General features: G+C 62.8%; 22 protein-coding genes. 6 read left to right on the forward strand and 16 right to left on the reverse strand.

Annotated elements, in window-relative coordinates; all coding sequences use genetic code 11:
• Positions 1-37 precede the first annotated feature (37 nt).
• Together P3T20_RS17980 and P3T20_RS17985 are read right to left on the reverse strand one after the other, a co-directional pair.
• On the reverse strand, positions 38-1,522 hold the full coding sequence (locus P3T20_RS17980; protein WP_074265147.1) for an MFS transporter: 1,485 nt from the start codon (positions 1,520-1,522) through the stop codon (positions 38-40).
• A gap of 405 nt (positions 1,523-1,927) precedes the next feature.
• Positions 1,928-3,325, reverse strand: a complete 1,398-nt coding sequence (locus tag P3T20_RS17985; protein WP_429287509.1) for an MFS transporter — start codon at positions 3,323-3,325, stop codon at positions 1,928-1,930.
• Between the two features lie 249 nt (positions 3,326-3,574).
• Here P3T20_RS17985 and cls point away from each other — a divergent pair, with 249 nt between their 5' ends.
• Positions 3,575-4,837, forward strand: coding sequence for a cardiolipin synthase (gene cls, locus P3T20_RS17990; protein ID WP_429287510.1), 1,263 nt, complete (start codon positions 3,575-3,577; stop codon positions 4,835-4,837).
• Here the strand turns inward: cls and P3T20_RS17995 are convergent, their stop codons facing one another.
• Positions 4,838-6,406, reverse strand: a complete 1,569-nt coding sequence (locus P3T20_RS17995) for an amidase (protein WP_074266126.1) — start codon at positions 6,404-6,406, stop codon at positions 4,838-4,840. It abuts the gene before it with no gap.
• Between the two features lie 285 nt (positions 6,407-6,691).
• Between P3T20_RS17995 and P3T20_RS18000 the strand changes: the two genes are divergently transcribed.
• Together P3T20_RS18000 and P3T20_RS18005 are read left to right on the forward strand one after the other, a co-directional pair.
• Positions 6,692-7,135 (forward strand): hypothetical protein, encoded by a 444-nt coding sequence (locus tag P3T20_RS18000; RefSeq protein WP_429287590.1) that lies wholly within the window; start codon positions 6,692-6,694, stop codon positions 7,133-7,135.
• A 24-nt stretch (positions 7,136-7,159) separates the two neighbouring features.
• A complete protein-coding gene (locus tag P3T20_RS18005; RefSeq protein ID WP_074265144.1) occupies positions 7,160-7,558 on the forward strand; it encodes a PPC domain-containing DNA-binding protein in 399 nt (132 codons plus the stop codon).
• 50 nt (positions 7,559-7,608) lie between these two features.
• Here P3T20_RS18005 and P3T20_RS18010 read toward each other — a convergent pair whose 3' ends face one another.
• The 11 genes from P3T20_RS18010 to P3T20_RS18060 form a co-directional block, all read right to left on the reverse strand.
• Positions 7,609-8,448, reverse strand: a complete 840-nt coding sequence (locus tag P3T20_RS18010; RefSeq protein ID WP_074265143.1) for a BtpA/SgcQ family protein — start codon at positions 8,446-8,448, stop codon at positions 7,609-7,611.
• Positions 8,449-8,454: 6 nt separating this feature from the next.
• Positions 8,455-9,432, reverse strand: a complete 978-nt coding sequence (locus P3T20_RS18015; RefSeq protein ID WP_074265142.1) for a ribokinase — start codon at positions 9,430-9,432, stop codon at positions 8,455-8,457.
• Between the two features lie 12 nt (positions 9,433-9,444).
• The gene (locus P3T20_RS18020; protein ID WP_074265141.1) at positions 9,445-10,206 is read right to left on the reverse strand and encodes a glutamine amidotransferase; all 762 of its coding nucleotides are present in this window, start codon (positions 10,204-10,206) and stop codon (positions 9,445-9,447) included.
• Between the two features lie 116 nt (positions 10,207-10,322).
• Positions 10,323-11,417 carry a phosphotriesterase family protein gene (locus tag P3T20_RS18025; protein ID WP_074265140.1) on the reverse strand — a complete coding sequence of 365 codons (1,095 nt, stop codon included), beginning with the start codon at positions 11,415-11,417 and terminating at the stop codon, positions 10,323-10,325.
• A gap of 3 nt (positions 11,418-11,420) precedes the next feature.
• Complete coding sequence (locus P3T20_RS18030) at positions 11,421-12,440, reverse strand: ABC transporter permease (protein ID WP_254368852.1); 1,020 nt, start codon at positions 12,438-12,440, stop codon at positions 11,421-11,423.
• Positions 12,437-13,228: an ATP-binding cassette domain-containing protein gene (locus P3T20_RS18035; RefSeq protein ID WP_074265139.1), complete on the reverse strand. Its 792-nt coding sequence runs from the start codon at positions 13,226-13,228 to the stop codon at positions 12,437-12,439. Before P3T20_RS18035 ends, P3T20_RS18030 begins: the two co-directional genes overlap by 4 nt.
• A gap of 19 nt (positions 13,229-13,247) precedes the next feature.
• Positions 13,248-14,192, reverse strand: coding sequence for a substrate-binding domain-containing protein (locus tag P3T20_RS18040; protein WP_074265138.1), 945 nt, complete (start codon positions 14,190-14,192; stop codon positions 13,248-13,250).
• Between the two features lie 245 nt (positions 14,193-14,437).
• Entirely contained in the window at positions 14,438-15,484 is a 1,047-nt protein-coding gene (locus P3T20_RS18045) for a LacI family DNA-binding transcriptional regulator (protein WP_074265137.1), read from the reverse strand.
• 129 nt (positions 15,485-15,613) lie between these two features.
• Positions 15,614-16,420: a hypothetical protein gene (locus P3T20_RS18050; RefSeq protein ID WP_074265136.1), complete on the reverse strand. Its 807-nt coding sequence runs from the start codon at positions 16,418-16,420 to the stop codon at positions 15,614-15,616.
• A gap of 97 nt (positions 16,421-16,517) precedes the next feature.
• Positions 16,518-17,411: an SDR family oxidoreductase gene (locus tag P3T20_RS18055; RefSeq protein WP_074265135.1), complete on the reverse strand. Its 894-nt coding sequence runs from the start codon at positions 17,409-17,411 to the stop codon at positions 16,518-16,520.
• Positions 17,412-17,465: 54 nt separating this feature from the next.
• Positions 17,466-18,212 carry an SDR family oxidoreductase gene (locus P3T20_RS18060; protein WP_074265134.1) on the reverse strand — a complete coding sequence of 249 codons (747 nt, stop codon included), beginning with the start codon at positions 18,210-18,212 and terminating at the stop codon, positions 17,466-17,468.
• 183 nt (positions 18,213-18,395) lie between these two features.
• On the opposite strand from P3T20_RS18060, the gene P3T20_RS18065 reads away from it, so the two are divergent.
• Positions 18,396-19,289, forward strand: coding sequence for a LysR family transcriptional regulator (locus P3T20_RS18065; RefSeq protein WP_074265133.1), 894 nt, complete (start codon positions 18,396-18,398; stop codon positions 19,287-19,289).
• Positions 19,290-19,343: 54 nt separating this feature from the next.
• On the opposite strand, the gene P3T20_RS18070 is transcribed toward P3T20_RS18065, so the two are convergent.
• Positions 19,344-20,315, reverse strand: a complete 972-nt coding sequence (locus P3T20_RS18070; RefSeq protein ID WP_074265132.1) for a LysR family transcriptional regulator — start codon at positions 20,313-20,315, stop codon at positions 19,344-19,346.
• A 231-nt stretch (positions 20,316-20,546) separates the two neighbouring features.
• Between P3T20_RS18070 and P3T20_RS18075 the strand changes: the two genes are divergently transcribed.
• Both P3T20_RS18075 and P3T20_RS18080 read left to right on the forward strand, forming a co-directional pair.
• Positions 20,547-21,338 (forward strand): SDR family NAD(P)-dependent oxidoreductase, encoded by a 792-nt coding sequence (locus tag P3T20_RS18075; RefSeq protein WP_074265131.1) that lies wholly within the window; start codon positions 20,547-20,549, stop codon positions 21,336-21,338.
• Positions 21,339-21,424: 86 nt separating this feature from the next.
• Entirely contained in the window at positions 21,425-21,793 is a 369-nt protein-coding gene (locus P3T20_RS18080; RefSeq protein WP_074265130.1) for a single-stranded DNA-binding protein, read from the forward strand.
• Between the two features lie 49 nt (positions 21,794-21,842).
• Here the strand turns inward: P3T20_RS18080 and P3T20_RS18085 are convergent, their stop codons facing one another.
• Positions 21,843-21,989 carry a hypothetical protein gene (locus tag P3T20_RS18085; protein ID WP_167379392.1) on the reverse strand — a complete coding sequence of 49 codons (147 nt, stop codon included), beginning with the start codon at positions 21,987-21,989 and terminating at the stop codon, positions 21,843-21,845.
• Positions 21,990-22,217 lie beyond the last annotated feature (228 nt).

Genomic DNA, 22,217 nt, shown 5'->3' on the forward strand with positions numbered 1-22,217 from the left:
GTTTATGTGGAGCAACAAAGGCGGTACAAAGACGCGTCTACTGGCCAATCTCGTCCAGGCTCACACCATTCGTTTCGATGCGGAATAGCCAGGTCACCACGGCGCCGAGAATCGATGTGGCCACGAGGATGTAAAGCAGCGGCCCAGTGCCGATGCCCGTCAGCAGAATCGGGAACAGGAACGCGGTCGCCACTGCGCCGATCTTGCCGACCGCCGCTGCGAAGCCTGCGCCTGTGCCGCGAATCGCCGTCGGGAATACTTCGCCCGCCAGCAGATAGGTCTGCGCGTTCGGTCCCAGGTTGGTCATGAAGTTGAACAGCATGAAGCCGGCGAAGATGACCGCGGTCTTGGTCGAGCCTTCGAATCCATCGGAGAACGAAGCAAGCAGCAATCCGGCTGCGCAGCCGACGAACCCGACCACCTGCAACCAGATCCGGCCAACCTTGTCCGCCAGAATGACCGCGAAGATGATGCCGACGATCAGCAGCATCGTGATCAGCGCAGCGCCCTTGGCAGCGAGGATGTCGTTGAGGATCAGGTCGGTGATGCTGCGCACGTGGTCCTGCTTGGCGCCGAAGGCGGCGCCAAGGATCGTCGGCGTGAAGATGCCGATCCCGTACGTGCCCAGATCCTGCAGGAACCACGGCACCGAGGCGAGAATCGTCGCGCGCAGATTGCGCTTGGCGAACAACGCCATAAAACTGCCGTGACCGTGACCCGTGGCGGCATTATCGATTTCGCGCGACAGCGCGATACTGGTCGGATATTGCGGCGTGCGCACGAGCAGGCGTGTAGCAGCGGCTTCCGCACGGTCGACCGCGCCGCGGATATGCAGCCAGCCCGGGCTCTCGGTGATGTAAAAGCGGCCGATGGTCACTGCCAGCGCCGGGATGATCGCGGTGCCATACATCCAGCGCCATGCATCGAGGTTCGGGACGGTCGACAGCACGAGGAAGCCCACAGCGGTGCCGCCGAGTGCGCCCAGCGCCTGGAAGCCGAACGCGGCCAGCACCAGCTTGCCGCGACTGGTACTCGGGATGCTTTCGGAGATGATCATGTGCGCAGTCGGGTAATCGCAGCCGAGCGCGACACCGAGACCGAACAGGCAGATCACGAGCGAGAGGAAGTTAGTGCAGACGACCAGCAGCACGAGGAACGCTACGAAGATGATCATCTCGACGATGAACATCCGCTTGCGCCCGAAGTAATCGGACATGCCGCCCAGACCCACGGCGCCCACCAGAATCCCCATCAGGCTCGCCGCGCTGATCAGACCGTTCTGCGCAGCACCGATGCCGAATTCGCGCGAGATCAGCGGCAACGCCACACCGGTCATGAAGACCACGAATCCTTCGAAGAATTTGCCGGCTGCTGCGAGCGCCCAGATGCGCCATTGCATGCCGGTCATCGGGACGGAAGGAAGACGTGTGCCGTCTGGCCACATCGGACGCTCGTCGATGTACTGCTGAACCGACTTTACGGCGGCGCGCTGCACGCTGTCGGTGTCTGCCACATCATGCATATCACTCTCCTTGTGGTGTGTTGCTAATGCGCTCGCGTTGGAGTGCAGTTCGATGAGCGGAGCGCTACCCTCGCACGGAATTGCGATGCCAACGTGCATGGTGCCGCGCGCGGGTGTCGTGCGGATGACAGGCGCCACGGCAGGGCGCTCGCCAGGGGAAACCCCATCTCTGCGGGAGTGCTAAGGGATCAGCGCGAGATCGATGGAAGACGAATGCTGCGATGCAACGGGGTGCGTGTGTCCGCAACTAAACGGCGAACAGCACGCCGAGATTGGCGTCATTCAGGTTAACGACGCAAATGTAGGGATAACGTAATCGAAGCGCTCGACGTTTTCCGCCAGAGTTACGGGGCGAAAAACGCCAAAACGTTAAATGGCATTGTCAAACGTAGTGCGTTATCCGCGTCACCCGCGGCTGCCCCGCGAGATCTCTTCGCCCGCATGAGGAGGCAGACGCAGCGTCACCGGAATGGAAGCAAACGAGCAGAGTCCGACTACGAGAAATGCGGGCCAGAAATCCGTCCACGCAATATGCGAATGACCGTGCATCGCACGCGTAATCTGCAGGACGATCCCGCCGATCGTCACGCCGAGGCCGAGCGACATCTGCTGCACGACGCTGCCGAGGCTCGTCGCGCGGCCGACATCGCGGCTTGCGATTTCCGCGTAGGTCAGCGAGTTCAGGCTGGTGAACTGCAGCGCCGGAAAGAAGCCGCCGAGCAGCACCACAAACCAGATGAGCCAGGTAGGTGTCCCCGGAAAGAACGCGCCGCAAATGGCGATCGCGATGCCGGAAAACGCAGCATTGACGACCAGCACTTGACGAAACCCGTAGCGCCGCAAGACCGTCGATGCCATGGTGCGCATGAACATGCCGCCGAAGGCCGAGGCACAGGTAATCAGGCCGGATTCGAATGCGCTCCTGCCGAGTCCCTCTTGCAACAGCAATGGCAACAGGAACGGCAAAGCGCCGAGCCCGATCCGGAAAAGCGAACCGCCTGCGACGCTCGCCTGGAAGGTCGGGATGCGGAAGAACCGCAGATCGAGCAGCGGCAATTTAACCTTCAGCGCATAGGGTACGTAAATGGCAAGCAAAAATGCGCCGCACACGCACATGCCAACCGCATTGCTATTCGACGTCATTTCTCCACCCAGCAGCGAAAGCCCCAGCAGAAACAGAGCCGCGCCGCCTGCCGAGAGCACGAAGCCGATCCAGTCGAGCGGCCCCGGATGCGGTTCACGCGTGTTGACGATATGACGGTTGGTCAGATAGATGCCGAGTATGCCGACCGGCACGTTGATGAAGAAAATCAGCCGCCAATGCAGATATGTGGTGATAAAGCCGCCCAGCAGCGGCCCAGCCGCGGGGCCAAGCATGGCGGGCACGCTCAGATAGTTCATCGCGCGAATGAACTCGGATTTGGGCACCACGCGGAAGATGATGATGCGCCCAACCGGCACCATCATCGCGCCACCTACGCCCTGTATAAAGCGGGCCACCGTGAAGGTGCCGAGCGAACTGGAGGCCGCGCAGAGCAGCGAGCCGCCCACGAAAATGCCGATGGCCGTGCGAAACACGGTGCGAGCGCCGAAGCGGTCGGCGAGCCAGCCGCACACGGGGATGAACACGCCGAGGCCGAGCACGTAACTCGTCACGGCGATCTTGAGGGTGACCGGATCGCGGCCGAAGTCGCGTGCCATCGAGGGTAGGGCGGTCACGATCACATTCGCATCGACGCTTTCCATGAACATCGCGCACGCGACGATGAGCGGGGCAAGAAGCGCTTTCTGGACAAGTGTCATGAGTGCGACGGTCTGCAGAGGGACTACGAAGTCGCGATTATGGCATTGGAACGCGCACAATTGCTCTGAAGTGTTCCCTACATGAACGCGCAATGCGGTTTTCGAACGCTTGTGCGGTGCGGGACGAGGGGGCATGTGCGGACTAGGCGGAGGGCGCGGAAGATGCTGAACCGGAGTGCGGCACAAACCGTGCTGGCAGACTGATGTTGCCCACGCGGCTCGCCTTGGCGCGCCAAAACGGATCCACGCATGCTGACGATTCTGCTGACCGCCGTTGTAACGCTCATCGTGGTGCTGGTGATCGCCAACCTGTCGAGCGGCGAGAAAAAGATCGAGCACAACATCGAGCGGCTCTACGCCAGCGACGACCCGCAATTTTTGCGCTCGATGGGTCTGCTGCTCGGGCCGCCCGTCATCGGAGGCAACCGCTTCGAGGTGCTCGTGAACGGCGATGCGATTTTTCCATCGATGCTCGCCGCAATCCGCACGGCGCAGAAATCCATTACGTTCGAGACGTTTATTTACTGGTCCGGCGAGATCGGCGAGCAGTTTGCGCAAGCGCTCGCCGAGAAAGCGCGCGAGGGCCTGGCGGTGCATGTGCTGCTGGACTGGATGGGCTCGTCGAAGATGGACCGGCGTTATCTGCAGATACTGAACGACAGCGGCGCCGAAGTGTTCCGCTATCACAAGCCACACTGGACCGGACTCGGTCGCATGAACGACCGGACCCACCGCAAGCTGCTGGTGATCGACGGGCACACCGGTTTCACCGGTGGCGTCGGCATTGCGCCCGAATGGACCGGCCATGCGCAGGATCCGCAGCACTGGCGCGATACGCACTTTCGCGTCGCCGGCCCGGTAGTCGGGCACATGCAGGCGGTCTTCATGGACAACTGGGTCAAGGCGAGCGGCAATGTGCTGCACGGGCCCGACTATTTTCCGGAGATCGCACCCTGCGGCGACGGTGTCGCGCATATGTTCAGCAGCTCGCCATCGGGCGGCAGCGACGACATGCAGTTGATGTATCTGATGGCGATCACGGCGGCGACCCACTCGATCCATCTGGCGAGCGCGTACTTCGTGCCGGACAAGCTGACCATCAACGCGCTCGTCGAAGCCGCGCGGCGCGGCGTCAGGGTGCAGGTGCTCACGCCGGGTCAGCGGATCGACACGCATACCGTGCGCGAGGCGTCGCGCGCGTGCTGGGGCGATCTGTTGAAGGCGGGTGTCGAGATGTACGAGTACCAGCCCACCATGTTTCACTGCAAGCTGCTGGTGGTGGACGAATATCTCGTATCGGTAGGCTCGACCAACTTCGATAGCCGCTCGTTCAAGCTGAACGACGAAGCGAACCTGAACATCTATGACCGCGATTTCGCGCAGCGTCAGGCAGCGATTTTTGCCGACGACCTGGCGAAGTCGGAGCAGGTGACGCTGGATGACTGGTTGCGCCGCCCGCTCAAGGAGAAGCTCGTCGAGCGGCTCGCGGCGCTGCTCGACGGCCAGCTCTGATCAAACCCTGACCGGCGGAATACTCGAGTGCTGGATGTACTGCGGCTCCTCGCGCCACTGCGTCGCCTGTTCGAACGCATAACCGAGCGCCAGCAGTCGCGCTTCGCTCCATGCCGGACCGACGAACGACAAACCGACCGGCAGGCCACGCACGAGGCCGGCCGGCACCGTCAGATGTGGATAGCCGGCTACTGCGGCTGGTGTCGAGAAACCGTCGCCGCTGCTGTCGCCGTTGATGAAATCGGTCAGCCACGCGGTGCCGCCGGTCGGGGCGACAATCGCATCCAGCTTGTGTTCGCGGATCGCGCGGTCGATGCCTTCGTCACGCGAGCCCTTGCGGCAGGCGGCCAGCGCTTTTATGTAGACCTCGCTGTCGAGGTCGCCCAGCGCCTCAGCCTGGATCAGCAGCTCCTGGCCGAAGTACGGCATCTCGGTCTCGTGGTTCGCATTGTTGAAGGCGATCACATCAGCGAGCGTACGAATCTGCGCGTGCGGGGCGAAGCTCGCGAGCCACAACGGTAGATCGTGCTTGAATTCGTGCAGCAGCACGGACTGTTCTTCGGTGTCGTAGTTCACCTTCGGCAGGTTGATCGGGTCGATCACCTCGGCTCCCAGCATGGCTAGCCGCGCAATCGCATAGTCGATCCTTTCGTCGACTTCGTCGTGGCCGCTGAAGAACTCGCGGGCCACGCCGATGCGCGCGCCGCGCAGCGCGTTTTTGTCGAGTGCGCCGAGATAGTCGGCAGGCGCGGGCGCGCCGAGCGTTGCAGGATCGCGCGGGTCGGGTCCGGCCAGCGCAGTGAGCAGCAACGCGGCATCGCTCACAGTGCGGGCGATCGGGCCAGGCGTGTCCTGCGTGTGCGAGATCGGGATGATGCCGTCGCGGCTGATACGTCCTACCGTGGGCTTGAGCCCGACCACACCCATGATCGACGACGGCGAGACGATCGAGCCGTCGGTCTCGGTGCCGATCGCCATGCGTGTGAGGTTCGCCGCAACGGCGGCCGCCGAGCCGGAACTGGAGCCGCTCGTGGAGCGGTCCAGGGCATACGGGTTGCGCGAGAGTCCACCGCGCCCGCTCCAGCCGCTGGTCGAGCGTCCTGAGCGGATGTTGGCCCATTCGCTCAGGTTGGTCTTGCCGAGGATCACACCGCCGGCCGCGCGCAGGCGCTCGACCAGATGCGCGTCGCGGGTGGCGTGCACGCCGTCGAGCGCCAGCGAACCGGCGGTCGTCGACATGCGGTCGCCCGTCGCGATGTTGTCCTTGATCACGACCGGCATGCCGTGCAACGGGCCACGCAGCGTGCCGGCCGCGCGCTCGGCATCGAGCGCAGCCGCCATTTGCAGTGCGTCCGGATTGAGTTCGATGATGCTGCGCAATTCCGGGCCGCGCCGGTCGAGCCGGGCAATCCGGTCCAGATAGTGGCGGGCGGTCTGTGCGGCGCTGGACGGATCGGGGGCGTTTTCACCGTGCCCGTGTGCGAGGGCCGGGGGCAGGGCGGATGCATTCCTTGTGGTGATAGCGGAGGCCAGCAGACCGATTGAAGCGAAGAAACTGCGTCGTCTCATAGTGAGGTTCTTGTTGAAATGTGAACGCGGAAGCCGCCACGCCTTGCTGTGCTTCCGTGCCGTTGCCATAGCCCCTGCGCCGTCGAGGCGATTCGCAATCGCGCGAGATTACCTTAACAAAATTAGATGGCGGCGAAAGTCCTCGCTGCGCATGAGGCGAAACAGTTGCTGGGAGCAAATATTGCTTTGCGTGCAGGGCCGGGGCACGATACCGCGTGTCCGTATAGACCATGGAGGCATTCGACGTCGATTACGCTAACTTGCCGTACTGTGCTGTGTTCCGTACTGGTTGTTGCCGCAACTACCGGGATCTCCGGGTCGGCGTGGAGCGCAGACCCGGCTGCGCCTGGCGCTGCTCCGACTGCTGTCAAGGGCGTGCCCGGAGCACCTGGTGTCGAGACCGCGGCCCCTGTGCCCGCCGGTGACGATACCTTCCTGCTGACTATTTTTCTGCGGCACGACGAATCCAGGCCGTTGCCGAAAATCAACGACGAACTGCGTGCGCAGGGTTTCTATAAGGCTTTTCCGCCGCCGGGGATCGAGGTGGTGTCGTGGTATGTGATGATGGGCATTGGCCAGGTCGTGACGTTGCGTGTACCGGCAAACCGTCTACGCGAAGTCAACCGGGCGATCGAGGAGACCGCATGGGGCGGCTACCGCACGGAGTTTTATCCGACCTATGATTACAAGGCGGTCGCGCAACATATGCGCGAGACGAATGGGAAGTAGTGGGTAGTTGAGGGAGTATGAGCTATGCAAACGCATCCGATGCGCTTGTCTCCGGGAGATGACCTGCGCGGCGCGCTTGAAGACGCGCTGCGCGGGTTCGGTGTGCAAGCGGCCTTTGTGCTGCAGGGCATCGGCAGTCTGAGCGTCGCGCAGTTGCGCTTCGCTGGCGTGGATCAGCCCACCGAGTTGCGAGGCGACATGGAGATTCTCACGCTGGCCGGATCGATCTCACCCGATGGTGCGCATTTGCACATGTCCGTTTCCGACGCGCATGGACAGGTGTCGGGCGGACATGTGACGCGCGGCTGCATCGTTCGAACTACGGCGGAAATATTGCTGGCGCTGCTGCCCGAGCATCGTTTTTCACGCGAGCACGATGCGGGTTCGGGCTTTGCGGAACTGGTTATCCGGCCGCAGTCGTAGTTGCGTGAGCCGTAAGTCGCGAGCCGGAGTCGTGACGCGGCGCACTGCAGCTAACGCGCCGCCTGCATAAATGCGCGTACCTTCGTCTCATCAACCGGATTCCACCACACGCCCCCCACCTTCAACGAACTCGCGACAATCACCGCGTCCACGATAGAAAGAATCTCCGCGACATTGCCTTCAGTGCAGCCGCTCCCCACCAGCAGCGGCAGTTTCGTCGCCGCCCGGATCTGCCGCAGATAATCAGCGCTCGCAGCGTCGCCCGTGCGCTGTCCGGTGGCGATGATGGCATCCGCATCGAAGAATTCGACGTCGCGCACCAGTTCCTCCAGCGCGCGGTCCGCGACGATGGCGTGCGCACCGTGTTTGACATGCGCGTCGGCGAACACACTAATGCCGTCCGCGCGCAGACGCGCCCGGTAACGCAAGGCGCTGGCGGCCGCGCCCTCGATAAAGCCCTCGTTCGCAATGTACGCATTGGCCCACTGATTGACGCGCACGAACGCAGCTTGGCTCGCCGCGGCGATGGCCAGCGCCGGAATCGCCGCATTCGCCAGAACGTTGATGCCGATGGGCAGGCCGGTTTCGCGCGCGATGCGATCGGCTGTCACCGCCATGAATGCCGAGGTTTCGTGCCCGATGTCTTCGGGCTTGGAGAACGGCACATCACCGTGATTCTCGATGATCAGACCATCGACGCCGCCGTTGCGATACGCAAGCGCATCGGCAAGCGCTCCCTCGTATAGCGCCTGGCTCGATGCCCCTTGATATCGCGGCGAGCCAGGGAAGGCCGGACAGTGGATCACGCCAATCACCACGCCACGGGCGCGTCCGAAGATCCGCTTGATGCAGTCGGTCTGCCCGCGTCCGACGCCAGAAGAAGTGTCCATATCGATTCAACTTACCTGAGTGGGAGAGGCCAAGGGTGGGACGGAAAGAAGCAGATCGCGCATCGTTGCGCGGTCGGGAAAGCTGGCTTGTGCACCGCGCCGTGTGACGACGACAGCGGCAACGGCCTGAGCCCAGCGCAACGCCAATGGCATCGCCAGGCCGTGGCCGAACGCAGCGAGTAGCGTGCCGCAAAACGCATCGCCGGCGCCTACGGTATCGATCGCGGTCGTTGGCATGGCGGGCAGATGCTGCGTGCCGCGCTCGTTGCACCACAACACGCCTTGCGCGCCGAGCGTGACACAGACTTCGCGGGCACCTGCATGCAGCAGCGCCGCGGCAGCGCGCACCGGATCGTCGTGGGCGCTGAGTGTTGCCGCCTCGACGCGGTTAACTACCAGCACGTCAACATCGCCAAGCATCGGCACGCAATCGAAACACACCGGTCCGGGATTGAGCAGCGTGCGGCGCGCACCGAGCCGAGCGGCGCTCAGCATCTGCGCCGTGAAGTCCGCGCTTAGGTTGCCCTGCAATGCGATCCAGTCGCCGGCGCGGGTCGCATCAACGATGCTGCTTGCCTCGGGACCGTAACGGGCGGCGGCTTCGTTACGCGTGACGATGGTGTTCTCGCCGCGCGCATCCACGGTGATGATGGACAGATCGGTCGGGTAGGGCACACGCATCATATGGCGGGTGTCGATACCTTCTGCACTCAACTGCGCAACGATGCGATCCCCTTCGGCATCCTGACCGACCGCTGCGAACAACTGTGTCGGTGTGCCTGCGCGTGCCGCGACCACGGCCTGATTGGCGCCCTTGCCACCCAGATCGTAGAGCGTTTCGACGGCGAGCGAAGTCTCGCCCGCCACCGGCAGGCGTTCGACGCGCAGGCTCAGATCGAGCGCCGCATTGCCGACTACGCAGACACGCGGCGCCGGGTTGAGTGCGTCGAACGTCGTGTGAGCCAACGGGATATCTGCGCGCATGACAGCGAGAGCCTAGTGCGCCGCTGTCGACGTAAGCCAGTCGAGGCAGTTCAGCCACAGCCGCGCATTGCCATCCCACGCGGAGAACTCCGGCGGTAGCCAGTGATGCGACATGTCGCTCGTCCATGCCAGCGAACGGCCCTGACCAAAGGTACCCGCAACCAGCAGTGGATGGCCAGTCTCCGGCACGGTGGCAATGACAGTCGCCCCAGGCTTGACCTGCACTTCGTTGTAACCGAGCAGATGCGGCCACGCAGTGCCGAGGCCTTCAACTAGCGGATGCGAAGCCACCACCTGCGGCGTAAATCCTTCGGGCACCTCGACCCGGTCGTCATAGGGCAGGCAAGTAACCGGCAGCACATCCTCAACGGGCGTCCCACGAAACCGCGCACTGCCGTTGATGCCCTGAAAGCTCAGATAACCGCCGATCATCATCAGCCCGCGGCCGGCCGCCACATACTCGCGCAGCAGTTTGAGGCGATTCGGCGTGCGCTGGCTCTTCGCCCACGTGTCCGGATGCAGCAGCAGCGTATTGGCGCCGATGTCGGACAGGATGATCGCGTCATACGCTAGCAGGCCTTCGAGCGTGGTCGGAAATTCTTCTTGTGCTTCATGGCTCGGCATATGCGTGATCGCATAGCGGCTGTCTTTCAATGCGTCGAGAAACAGCGTGGCGCCGTTGTGATACGTCACCGTCGGAAACTGATCGAATCCCTTGATGTGTGTCGACGTGCTGGTCCAGCTCTCTCCGGCCAGCAATACGGATCGGGTCATGCGAATCTCCTGTTAGGCGCGCGGGCGGCCGTGTCGGCGGCGGCATGCGCTGCGTAAAACCGGTTTACTGTTGAGCGGGCAGACACGCGTCGAAAGCGGTCTGCCTGTGCATCTGTCTATCTGCCTGCCTCGCGTTGCCGTGAAAAGACCCTGACCGGGTTGGCGATCATCAGCGTTTCGATTTGCGGGGCCGTCACACCGTGGCGTCGTAGCCGCGGCACGAAATGCCTGAGGATGTAGCCATAACCGTGGCCGCCATAGCGCGTCAACATGGTCTTGAGAAACACGTCCTGCGACATCAGCAAACGGTCGATGAAGCCCGCGTCGATCAGTGCCCTGATTGCCCGCGCATTCTCTTCGTCCGATGGCGACTGCGCGTCTTCCTCGGGATAGTAGTAGTCCATACCGATCATGTCGTATTCGAGCCAGGCGCCGCGACGCGCGAGCGCGTGCTGGTATTCCGTATCCATGTGGCTCGGATTCATGTGGCACAGCACCGTGTGATTCAGGTCTGCACCTTCCTGTTCGACGATATCGAGCACACGGTGGCCGTGCCGCACCCAACCGGGCAGGTGGATCGACAACGGCACATGGGTCGCCGCGCTGGCGCGCGCGGCTGCCCGCAACGATTTCTCTTCGTGCGCGGTGAAAGCCGCGGACACGCCGATTTCGCCAATCAGGCCGGCCACCACTTCGGGCTTCTCGTCCGCACCGCCGACTTCGAAAATCAGTTGCGCGGCCAGATCGTCGATGGAGCGCTCGCTGACATAGCGCGGATGCGTCGGCTCCAGGTAAAAGCCGGTTGACATGACGATGTTCAGGCCCGTACGCCGCGCGATTTTCTGCAAGGCAGCCGGGTCGCGGCCGATGCCGAGGTTGGTCGGATCCACCACCGTATTGCCGCCGAGTTCGCGAAAGCGCATCAGTTCATCGATCGCGGCTTCGACGTCGAACAACTGGCAGTTGTCGCGGTTCATCAGCGGGTTCATCCGCAACGCGCCGAGAATGCCGATATGCACCTTCTGCTCGCCGATCTCGCGCTCGCCGCAGCAGGTCGGCGGTACCCACTTGCCCGACGCATCCAGCAGAATGTGCTCGTGCATCAGCGTCACGCCCATCTGTGCGACTGGCAGCGGTCCGAGCACGGTCATTACGTGGCCGCTATCTACGCCGACCGGCAGCGGATCAACCGGGCGAAAGATCGACGTCATGACTCAACCCTTGCGGCCGCGTTGCGGCGTGAAAATGCGCGTGTTCATCCAGATGGCGAGCAGCATGATGGCGCCCTGGATGATCTGGGTATAAAACGGCGATACGTGGATCAGGATCAGGCCGTTGCCCAATACGGCGATGGTCAGCGCACCGAGCAGGGTGCCGAGAATCGTGCCGCGTCCACCGAACAGGTTCGTACTGCCGAGCACGACGGCGGCGATGACCGCGAGTTCGAAACCGACGCCCTGATTCGACGAGCCGCTGCCCAGGCGCGCGGTGGTGATGAGACCAGCCAGCCCGGCCGCCGCGCCGCTCAGAATGTAGACCTTCAAGGTAACGACGCGTACGTTGACACCCGCACGCCGCACCCCTTCTGCGTTCGTGCCTATACCCACCACGTAACGCCCGAAACGCATATGACGCAGTGCGAACCATCCGGCGAGCAGAATCACGATCGAGATTGCCGCAGGCATCGGCACGCCGAGCAGATGTCCACGTCCGAGTTGCACGAACCAGCCGTCGTTTTCGATCGGTACCGAATAGCCCTGCGTGATCAGCAGCGCGAGACCACGCACCACTGAGAGCGTCCCGAGCGTCACGATAAACGCCGGCATACCGGCCCATGCGATGAAATAGCCGTTGATAGCACCAATAAGCGCACCGAGCAGGATGCCGCCAATCAGCACCACGCTGTCCGGTGCGCCCGCATGCAGCGCGATAGCGGCCAGCGCGCCGACCAGCGCGAGGGTCGAGCCGATCGACAGATCGATGCCGCCGGTGGTAATCACGAGCGTCATCGCGGTTGCCACGATCAGCAGCGGGGCGCTCTGGCGCAATACGTTCAGCAGATTGCCCGTGGTGAGAAAGGTATCGGTAGCGAAACTGAAGGCTACCGCGCAGCACAGGAAGAACACCGCGATGCTGGCAACCCCGGCATTACCGCCAAGCCGGTTTCTGAACGAGCGCCGCGACGCCTTCTGTTCCTGCTGATCCTTCTCCTTATGCATGGCGATTTCCATCATTCGTTCTCCGCAAGAGCCCGCGCCGAGCGTGCCTTGAATTTGCGTCCGACGATCAGGTCGACGATCTCTTCCAGATTGGTGTCGGCAATCTTGCGCTCCGCGATGTTCTGGCCTTCGTACATCACGCTGATCCGGTCGCAAACCAGAAACATGTCCTGCAGACGATGGCTGATGAGAATCACACTCACGCCACGTTTGCTGATGGTCTGCACCAGTTCGAGCACGGCTTCGACTTCCGCTACGGCCAGTGCCGCGGTCGGTTCGTCCATGATCAGCACCTTCGGATCGAACGACGCCGCGCGTGAAATCGCAATGGCCTGCCGTTGACCACCCGAGAGATTCTCGACATCGAGGCGGGTGTCCGGAATGCGGATGCCCAGGCCGTTGAGCATCTCGCGCGCATCGTGGTGCATCTTGGCGTGATCGAGCATCGGCACGCCGAGCAGACGCCGCATCGGTTCGCGGCCCAGAAACAGGTTCCCGGCGACATCCACGGTGTCGCATAGCGACAGGTCCTGATAGACCATTTCGATGCGATGCGCGCGGGCGTCGCCGGGATCCGCGAAACGGACCGGCTTGCCGTCGATCTCGATCGTGCCGCTATCGGGAATCACCGCGCCGGACAGCACCTTGGAGACCGTCGACTTGCCCGCGCCGTTATCGCCGACGAGACCCAGCACCTCGCCGGGCGCCACTTCCAGATTCACACCGCGCAGCGACTGCACCGCGCCGTAGCTTTTGGTGATGTTCTCCATGCGTACGCGTGGAGGGATGGCGTCGCTGTTCATGTGCGTGTCCTCTGCCGGCTCACTTGAAAATCGCGCGGTACTTGTCGACGTTCGCCTTCGTGACGATCGTGACCGGCACCGAGATATTCTTTTCGACCGGCTGCTTGTTGATCAGTTTGAGCGCAGCGCCGACCGCCGCCTTGCCTTCGCCTTCCGGATCCTGCTGGACGACAGCGGCAACGAAGCCCGAGTCGATACCCTTGATGGCCTGCGCGCTCAGATCCCACCCGACGATTTTCAGATGATCGGTCGCGTTCTGCGAAAGCGCCGCGGCCACCAGACCGATCAGGGCCGGCTCGCCGGTCGCATAGACGACCTGCAGGGTCGGATTACCCGAAATCAGATTCTCTGCTGCAGTTTGCGCCTGATCCTGAACGTTCTGGCCGTCGACGGTGGCGACGATCTTCGCCCCGGGTGCGCTGGCGACGCCTTCCTTGAAGCCGTCGAGCCGGACGTTCTGGATGAACGAATTCAACGCCCCGACCACGCCGATCTGCGCCTTGCCGCCAAGCGACTTATTGATCAGGTTAGCCGTAAATTTCCCGATGTCCACGCCGACTTTCTTGTTGTCCACGCCGACCTGGACCGAGTTGTCGCCGTTCACGATGGCGTCGATGGTGACCACCGGAATACCGGCTTTTTTCGCTTCGGTGATGGCCGGTTTGATGCCGTTGACGTCGATTGCCACCACCAGGATGGCGTCCACTTTCTGCTGGATGTACGTCTCGATCGCGTTGTTCTGCGCGTTCGGGTCGTTGTTCGAGTTGTAGATCTCGAGGTTGACGCCGGCCGCCTTAGCCGCGTTCTGCGCGCCTTCATCCATCTGGGTGAAGAAGAGCGCTTCCTGGTTGATCTGCACGAGGGCGATCTTTTTGCCTGCGGCACAGGCGAGGCCGCTGGCGCCGAGCGTCGAGAGCGCGAGCACAGTGACGGCGAGACGGCGCAAAGCTATAGCTGCGTTCATCGAAATTCCTTTTCTGGGTGGTCGGGACAGCACGCGCAAAGCGACTGCCCCGGGGAGTGGAAAAGACTTTCAAGGACGCAACCGACATCGCGTCCGCCTTCTTGTAAACCGGTTTATTAAAAGTAAGTGGCGAGTATTTCGGTGTCAATGTTTTCAATAAAGACCAAGGGAAACTACTTAGGAGCGCCCTGGCTTGCATGGAGGACTCGCTTGACGGCCTATGCCTGGCGGTCTGCGGTGCGCGGCTACCGTTTGCGCGGAGGCGCCACCGAGGCGCGTTCGATCAGGCGCACCGGCAGACGGTGGACCGGTTTGCCGGGCGTGGCGTCGGGCGAAAGGGACGGGGCGTCGCTGTCGCCGGCCAGCATGGCGAGCAGGATGGCCACGCCGGCGCGGCCGAGTTCGCGTGCGGACTGCCGCAGGGTGGTAATCGGCGGCATCAGCAGACTGGCGAACTCCATATCGTCGAAGCCGACAATCGACATGTCGCCCGGCACATCCAGACCTCTGTCGCGCAGCGTTTCGAGCATGCCGACCGCGAGGTAATCGCTGGAGGCGAATACGGCGGTTGGCGGGAATTCGCGCGAGGCCAGCTCAGCCGCGGCTGCCTCGCCGAAGCTGCGGTCATAGGCGCCGAACAGTACGAGGGCGGGGTCAAGCGGGATGCCGGCTTCGTCGAGCGCGCGACGATAGCCTTCGTAGCGCTCGCGCACGGTGAGGAGCGGCTCCGGCCCGGTGACGTGGGCAATCCGCGTATGGCCGGCGTCGATCAGATGCTTCGTGGCCAGATAGCCGCCCTCGCTGTTGTCGACGAATACCTTTGGCACATCGACACCCGGCACGTCCTCATCGATCAGCACGATGTTGCCGCGCTCGCCGATCAGTTGTCTGAGCGAGCCGTCGTCGGGACGGTTGGTTGCGAAGATCAGGCCGTCGAGATGGCGAGTGTCGAGCCAGCTCAGATAGAGCGCTTCGCGTTCGAGGCGATTGCGTGTGATGCACAACGAGAGGCCGAAGCCGCCTTCCGAGGCGGCTTCCTCGACGGCGTCGGCGAGCTCTGCGAAGAACGGATTGGCGACGTCGGGCATGGCGAGGCCGATCGTTTCGCTGCTGCCGAGGCTCAGGCGGCGCGCGAGACTGTTTTGCCGATAGTTGAGTGCGATAACGGCATCGTCGACGCGTTTCTTTGTTTCCGGCGGCAGCGAGAGCGTACCGTTCAGGTAGCGCGAGACAGTGGCCTTGGACACGTTGGCCAATTCGGCGACGTCGCGGATCGTTGAGACTTTTGCCAATTGAGCGGTTCCCGGAATGTTCGGCTTAGTGTACCGTGCCTCGCTTTTGCGCCTGGTTCATCTGGGCAGTCTGTGGAGCGCCTGAAAGCCGCGCCCGGGTCAGGCGCGCGGCAGAGCGGCATGCTGCTGTTACGGTTGCGCTGCATTGGGCGTTGCGTCCGGTTCTGCGGGACGAAAGCGCTCCTGCACCGCGACGAGCTGGTCGTCCGAGGTGGCCACCAGCCACAGGTGTGCGCCTTCCACCATCAGGCGGTTGTGGTCCTTCAATACGCCCATGGAGGCTGCTGTCTTCCACATCACCGGCGCCACTTTGCTGGTGCGGCCCGAGGGCGTTCCCACCAGCAGCGAGTAAGGTCCAAGCGGCAACGAGACGAGCGGTAGCGCGGGTTTGACACGCACCCGCCAGTCGATGAAGGGCATGTCGCTAAAGAGCAGCGGTGCAGGCAAACCGAGCAGCACCGTGAAGTCGTAGAGTGCGAGATGCTCGCGCATGCCCGCGTACAGACGACGGATATCGCTCACCACCGCCGCGCGGATTTCGTCGTCGAACATCGCTTCCTCGGCGTAGCGCGCCTGGGCTTCGTGTGCCTCGCGTTGATAGGCGCTGAACACGGCCAGTTCCATGCAGTCTTGCGCCGCGCGCTGCACATCTGCCGGCGAGCCGGCTTCTTCCGGTTTGCCCAGCTGGGCGGCGCGCAGGAAGCGCGCGAGCGCTGCTTCCTGGATCGAGGGACCGTCGATCTGCGGGTCGTCGACGGCGTCTTTGCCGAGCGGCACGTAGATGTATTTTTCAGCGGCAAAGCGCGACTTCTTGCCGTCGTCGAACTTGATCTCGCCGTTGCTGCAGTCAAGATAGCGCGTGCCGATCTTGCCATGCTCCCACACGTAGTTCTTCAGCAAGGGGCGCAACGGATGCAGCGTCTCGCGATCGGTCATTGACAACTCCAGTGCCTCGATGGGGTTCGGCAGACGGCTGACGCCGCTGCGGGTTCATATCCCATCATGGCACGGGAGCCTCGCGTTCGCGAGCAGTTTAGCGCGTGACCCTGGCTTCGAGCAGATCGCCCATACCGATCCGTTTTGCGAAGTCGATTCGCACACGCTCCGATACTTCGAGCACTTCGCGCGCACCGTCGCCGACGAAGTCGATCACCGAGCGCATCGGCCGGGTGCCCTTCGGCAAGCCGACGATCCGCACGATTTCATCGGCGACCGCTTGCGGATCGGCGTCTGCCGGCGTGAGCGACGAGAGACGCGCGCCGATCTGATCCATCACGCCGTCATACCGGCTGTACGCTGTGGCGATACCGGTGTCAGCCGGTTTGCCTGCGCTCGGAAAGTGGTCAGTGCCTTGCGTGAAAGCGCCCGGCACGACGATCGAAGTCTCGATGCCAAAGCGTGCAATTTCATACGCGAGGGTGACGGCGAGCGAATCCATCGCAGCCTTCGCTGCACCGTACGGGCCCATGAACGGCGGAAAGCCGCCCTTGGTCGTGGTGCTGCTGATCCACAGCATCAGCCCGGTCTCCTGCTGGCGCAGATAGGGCAGCACAGCGCGGTTCACGCGTTGCGCACCGAACAGGTTGGTGTCGAAGACCTTTGCCATCTCTTCGGGCGTGAAGGCTTCAGCGGGACCGACTACCAGATGCCCGGCGTTTTGCATCACCACGTCGATGCGTCCCTGCTCGCGCATGATCGTTGCGGCAGCTGCATCGGCGGAGTCCTGCGACAGCACGTCGAGTTCGAGCGGATGCAAGGCGATGCCGCGTTCTTTGGCGAGCGCGCGCAATTCGTCGGCGCGCGGCTTGTTGCGGCCTTCGACGTCGCGCATCGTCGCGTAGACGATATGACCAGCCTCGGCGAGTGCCTGGGCCGTGAGTTTGCCGATGCCTGTGCCGGCGCCCGTAACCAGAATGACGTTGTGCATGATTTTTCTCCGGAAGGTTTGTTGTTTGGTTATGAGGTTGGTAGCCGGTCGCGCTTAAGCGACTCCGCCGTTGGCGCGCAGGATCTGACCGTTGACCCAACCCGCGTCGGGACCAGCGAGGAACGACACGACCGACGCGATATCGTCCGGCTGACCGAGGCGTTGCAGCGGCGGCATCTTCGCGAAGGTCTGGATCTGCTCGTCGGTTTTACCGTCGAGGAACAGCGAGGTGGCGATCGGCCCTGGCGCCACGGCGTTCACCGTGATGTTGCGGCCGCGCAGTTCCTTGGCGAACACATGCGTGAATGCTTCGACGGCTGCTTTGGTTGCGTTGTAGACCGCATAGCCGGGCATGTTCAGCGCGAGCGTCGTGCTCGAGAAGTTGACGATGCGGCCGCCGTCGCTCATGCGTGCCGCCGCTTCGCGCAGCGTGTTGAAGGTGCCGCGCAGGTTGATGTTGAGCGTCTGGTCGAACAGGGCGTCCGAGGTGTCGGCGAGCGGCACGGTCTTCAGCACGCCGGCGTTGTTCACGAGCACGTCGACCTTGCCGAGCTGCTGTTCGCTGATCTCGAACATGTGGCGTACCTCGTCGGCCTTGGCGACGTCGGCTTTCACGGCGATCGCTTGCGCGCCTGCAGCTTTCAGTTCGGCGACCAGCGCGTCGGCTTCGTTCGAGCTGGATGCGTAGTTGACGACTACGGAGAAACCGTCGCTGGCGAGACGGCGGGCGACAGCTGCGCCGATGCCGCGCGAAGCGCCGGTGACGAGAGCGACTTTGGACGGGTTGTTTGCGGTGTTCATGATTCGTTTCCTCAGGGTGGGTGGTTCGGGGCGACCCGGTTGTCCTTGCTCGGTCTCCTAGGTGCGTCTCTTGAGCGCGGCGGGTCCGTGAGGTGAATCATGGATCATTCCGTTTTGAAGATAATCTGGCCTAGCTTGGTATCATCGTTCCATTCACTTTAATAATGACCGGGAGCGCCGCCCATGGACCGCTTCGAGGAAATGCGGGTGTTCGTACGCATCGCCGAGCGCCAGAGCTTTACCCACGCATCGGACGATCTGCAGATTCCACGCGCCACCGTCACCAATCTGCTCAAGCGCATGGAGCAGCGGCTCGGCACGCGGCTGCTCGAGCGTACCACCCGGACGGTGCGTCTGACGCACGATGGCGAGGCCCATTACCGCCGTTGCGTGCGCCTGATTGCCGATCTGGAGGAGGCGGAGGAGTCGTTCAGGAACACTGCGCCCAAGGGTCTGTTACGGGCCAATCTGCAGGGCACGCTTGCGCGCACTTTTGTCGTGCCCGCGCTGCCGGCGTTTCTTGCGCAGTATCCGCAGATCGAACTGCACCTCGGCGAGGACGACCGGCTGGTCGACCTCGTGCGCGAGGGCGTCGATTGCGTGCTGCGGGTTGGGAGCCTGCAGGATTCGTCGATGGTGGGGCGGCGCGTCGCACAGCTTTCGCAGGTCACCGTGGCGAGCCCCGCGTATCTGGCGAAGTATGGGGAGCCGGGCGATCCGGCGGTGTTGTCGGCGCATCGTGCGGTCAATTACGTCTCAAGTGCAACCGGAAAGGCGCTGCCGCTTGAATTTACGATCGACGAGCAGGTGAGCGCGGTGAATCTCGGCTCGGTGGTGTCGGTGGCGGGCGCGGATCTTTATACCGGTAGCGCCGTGGCGGGACTGGGGATCGTGCAGGTGCCGCGCTACCGCGTGGCGGAGGAGCTGAAGACGGGACAGCTGAAGATCATTCTGCAGGACTTTCCGCCACCGCCGATGCCGGTTTCCGTGCTGTATCCGCAGAGCCGGCAGTTGTCGTCGCGGGTGCGAGTGTTTGCGCAGTGGCTGCGCGATATCTTCGAGGCGGCTAGTGTGTAGCCGAGTTTTCTCTGTGCCTTTAGCTTAATGCCGCAGGCACACCGCGGCGCATCTTCAGCGCTTGCGGGACAGGTCTTTTTGCAGGCGCTCCGGCAAGTGCGCGAGATCGCCGAGCAGTTCGTCAGCGGCCTGCTCAAAACGCGCGACCAGGAAGTCCAGCAGCGCACGCACGCGCGGCGCCATATAGCGGTTGCCGTGGAATAGCGCGTGGACGCCCGCCTCGTTGGTGCACCAGTCCGGCAGCAGGATGGTCAGCGTGCCGGCGCGCACGTCCGCCGCGATATCCCAGATCGACTTGTGGACGATGCCATGACCTGCCAGCGCCCACGCTCGCGCAAGCGCGCCGTCGTTGGTTTCCCAGGACCGTTCGATGGGCACCGTGTAGGTCACGCGCTCGTCGTCCTGTGCGAAGCGGAATTCGTTCAGCGGTCCGGCCGCTGTCACCAGCACGATGAAGCGGTGATTGGCGAGGTCAGCCGGTGTTTTCGGTTCGCCATGCCGCGCCACGTAGTCCGGCGACGCGCACAACACGCGCCGGTTCGGCGCGAGGCGGCGTGCCACCAGCGAGCTGTCGAGCGGCAGGCCGAAACGGATCGCCAGATCGATGTCTTCCTGCAGCAGGTTCGAGACCGAATCCGACAAGCTGAGCGCATAGCTCACCTCCGGGTGCAGCGAGCTGAATTCGTGGAGCCAGTGATACAGCAGGTTGCGACCGAAATCGGAGGTGGCCGAAATCCGCAGCTTGCCGCGCACCTGGTTTTGTCCCGCCTGGAGAGCGGCTTCGGCATCTTCGATGGCTTGCAGCGCGATACGGCAGTGTTGCAGATAGAGCCGCCCTTCATCGGTTACGCGCAACTGGCGGGTGGTGCGCTCGAAAAGGCGCGCGTGCAATGCTGCCTCGAGCTTGAGAAGCCTCGCGCTGGCGGCAGCCGGCGAGAGGCCCAGTTTGCGGCCGGCCGCCGACAGGCTGCCGGCTGCTGCTGCTTCAACGAATAGCTGCATATCGCCGAGTCGATCGGTTGCCATTGCCTGCCTGAATTTGAAAGTTATTCAAATGCTACGCCAATTATCAAATAGGCGGCGTATCGCCAGAATGGTTCGATCGCGTCGTCGGCGCGCTCGGCCAGCGTTCTGCGGTAGATTGAGTACAGAGGGATTGCGCCGCGCTTTGGGCGCATGCGGCGCCTTTCCGCGGTTTCGACCGGCGGCTTTTCGATTTATGCGACTTGCCCGACTTACCGATAGAGAGGAAACAGAATGGATCTGCAACTGAAAGGCAAACTGGCGCTGGTGAGCGGCAGCACTGCCGGCATTGGCCTCGCCATTGCCAGCGCTCTGGCGCAGGAAGGCGCGCGCGTGATCGTCAACGGACGCAAGCAGGAAGCGGTGGATGAAGTGGTCGCACAACTGAAATCGAGCACAGGTGGGGACGTGCTGGGTTTCGCCGGCGACCTCAGCAAGGCCGACGTGGCTAACGAACTCGCGCGGCGCTATCCGGATGTGGAGATTCTCGTCAACAATCTCGGCATTTTCGAGCCGAAGCCATTCGAAGAGATCCCGGATGAGGACTGGCAGCGCTTTTTCGATGTCAACGTGCTGAGCGGAGTGCGTCTGGCGCGGCTCTACCTGCCGTCGATGAAGCGGGCCAACTGGGGGCGTATCATTTTCATCTCGAGCGAGAGCGGGCTGCAGATTCCCGTCGAAATGGTCCACTATGGTGTAACCAAGACGGCGCAGATTGCGGTGGCGCGCGGCATTGCGGAATCTGTCGCGGGCACCGGCATTACCGTCAATACCGTGCTGCCGGGTCCGACCAAATCGCGCGGAGTGGGCGACTTCGTCGACGGTCTTGCCAAGGCCGACGGCAAAACGTCCGGGCAGGTCGAGAAGGAGTTCTTCGAACACGTGCGGCCGACTTCGCTGATCAAGCGCTTTGCTTCGACCGAGGAAGTGGCCTCGCTGGTGGCGTATGTTGCGAGTCCGCTGGCATCGGCGACGACCGGCGCTGCATTGCGCGTCGACGGCGGCGTGGTGAAGAGCGCGTTTTAACGCGGAGATCGGCTCCGCTCGTGGGATCATACGGCTCGCGCAAGGCGCTCACGCCTCGCGAGCCACAGGAAACAGGAGCGGATGAGATGATCGATGGACTGGTAGGCGGGCGGCTCTATGGAGAAGCCCAGATCCGCACTGGACAGAACGGCAAGCGTTTTGTGACGTGCAAGGTGCGTGCGACCACCGGTGACGGCGATACGCTGTTCGTCAACGTGATTGCGTTCGACGACGAGGTGCAGACGGGCTTGCTCGCGCTAAGCGATGCGGATAGCGTGGCCTTGAGCGGTGCGCTGACGCCGAAGGTCTGGACTGACAAGAACGGGCTCGTGAAACCAGCACTCGACATGGTGGCGCATGGTCTGCTGAGCGCGTATCACGTGCGGCGCAAGCGGGCGGCGATGGGTTCAGAGGCGCCGCAAGAGGATGGCGCGCATCTGGACGATCCGCTTTGAGTGAGGTGGCGGTGGCGACCGCCTGGCGATGCCCGCCTGGTCATCCGCGTCAGTGACACACGACCGCACAGGTCACCGCCGTCACACCGGCCACTGCGCCGACCACGACCCCTGTAGCAAACGTCTCGACCGACGACGCACAACCCTGCAGATTGAGCACGCCCGCCAGTATTAGCACCTTGATTATGCGACTCATTTTTTGAATTCCCCGTGAGTACGCGCGCATCGTAGCAACTAGTTGTCTTTATGGGTCTTTCTGAAACTATCGGCGCCTTACGGGGTTTTTGTGGCATTGACCGCGGCTGGGCATAGCAGGCCCAACGCTTGCAACGAGACCCACACCGCATGGCCGCACCATCGATGGAAAACTGTATAAATATACAGTATAGTGTTCCCTTCAAATCCGCCCTGCGGCGATTGATCC

The sequence above is a fragment of the Paraburkholderia sp. GAS206C genome (genome assembly GCF_050435645.1).
Lineage (GTDB): Bacteria > Pseudomonadota > Gammaproteobacteria > Burkholderiales > Burkholderiaceae > Paraburkholderia > Paraburkholderia phenazinium_B.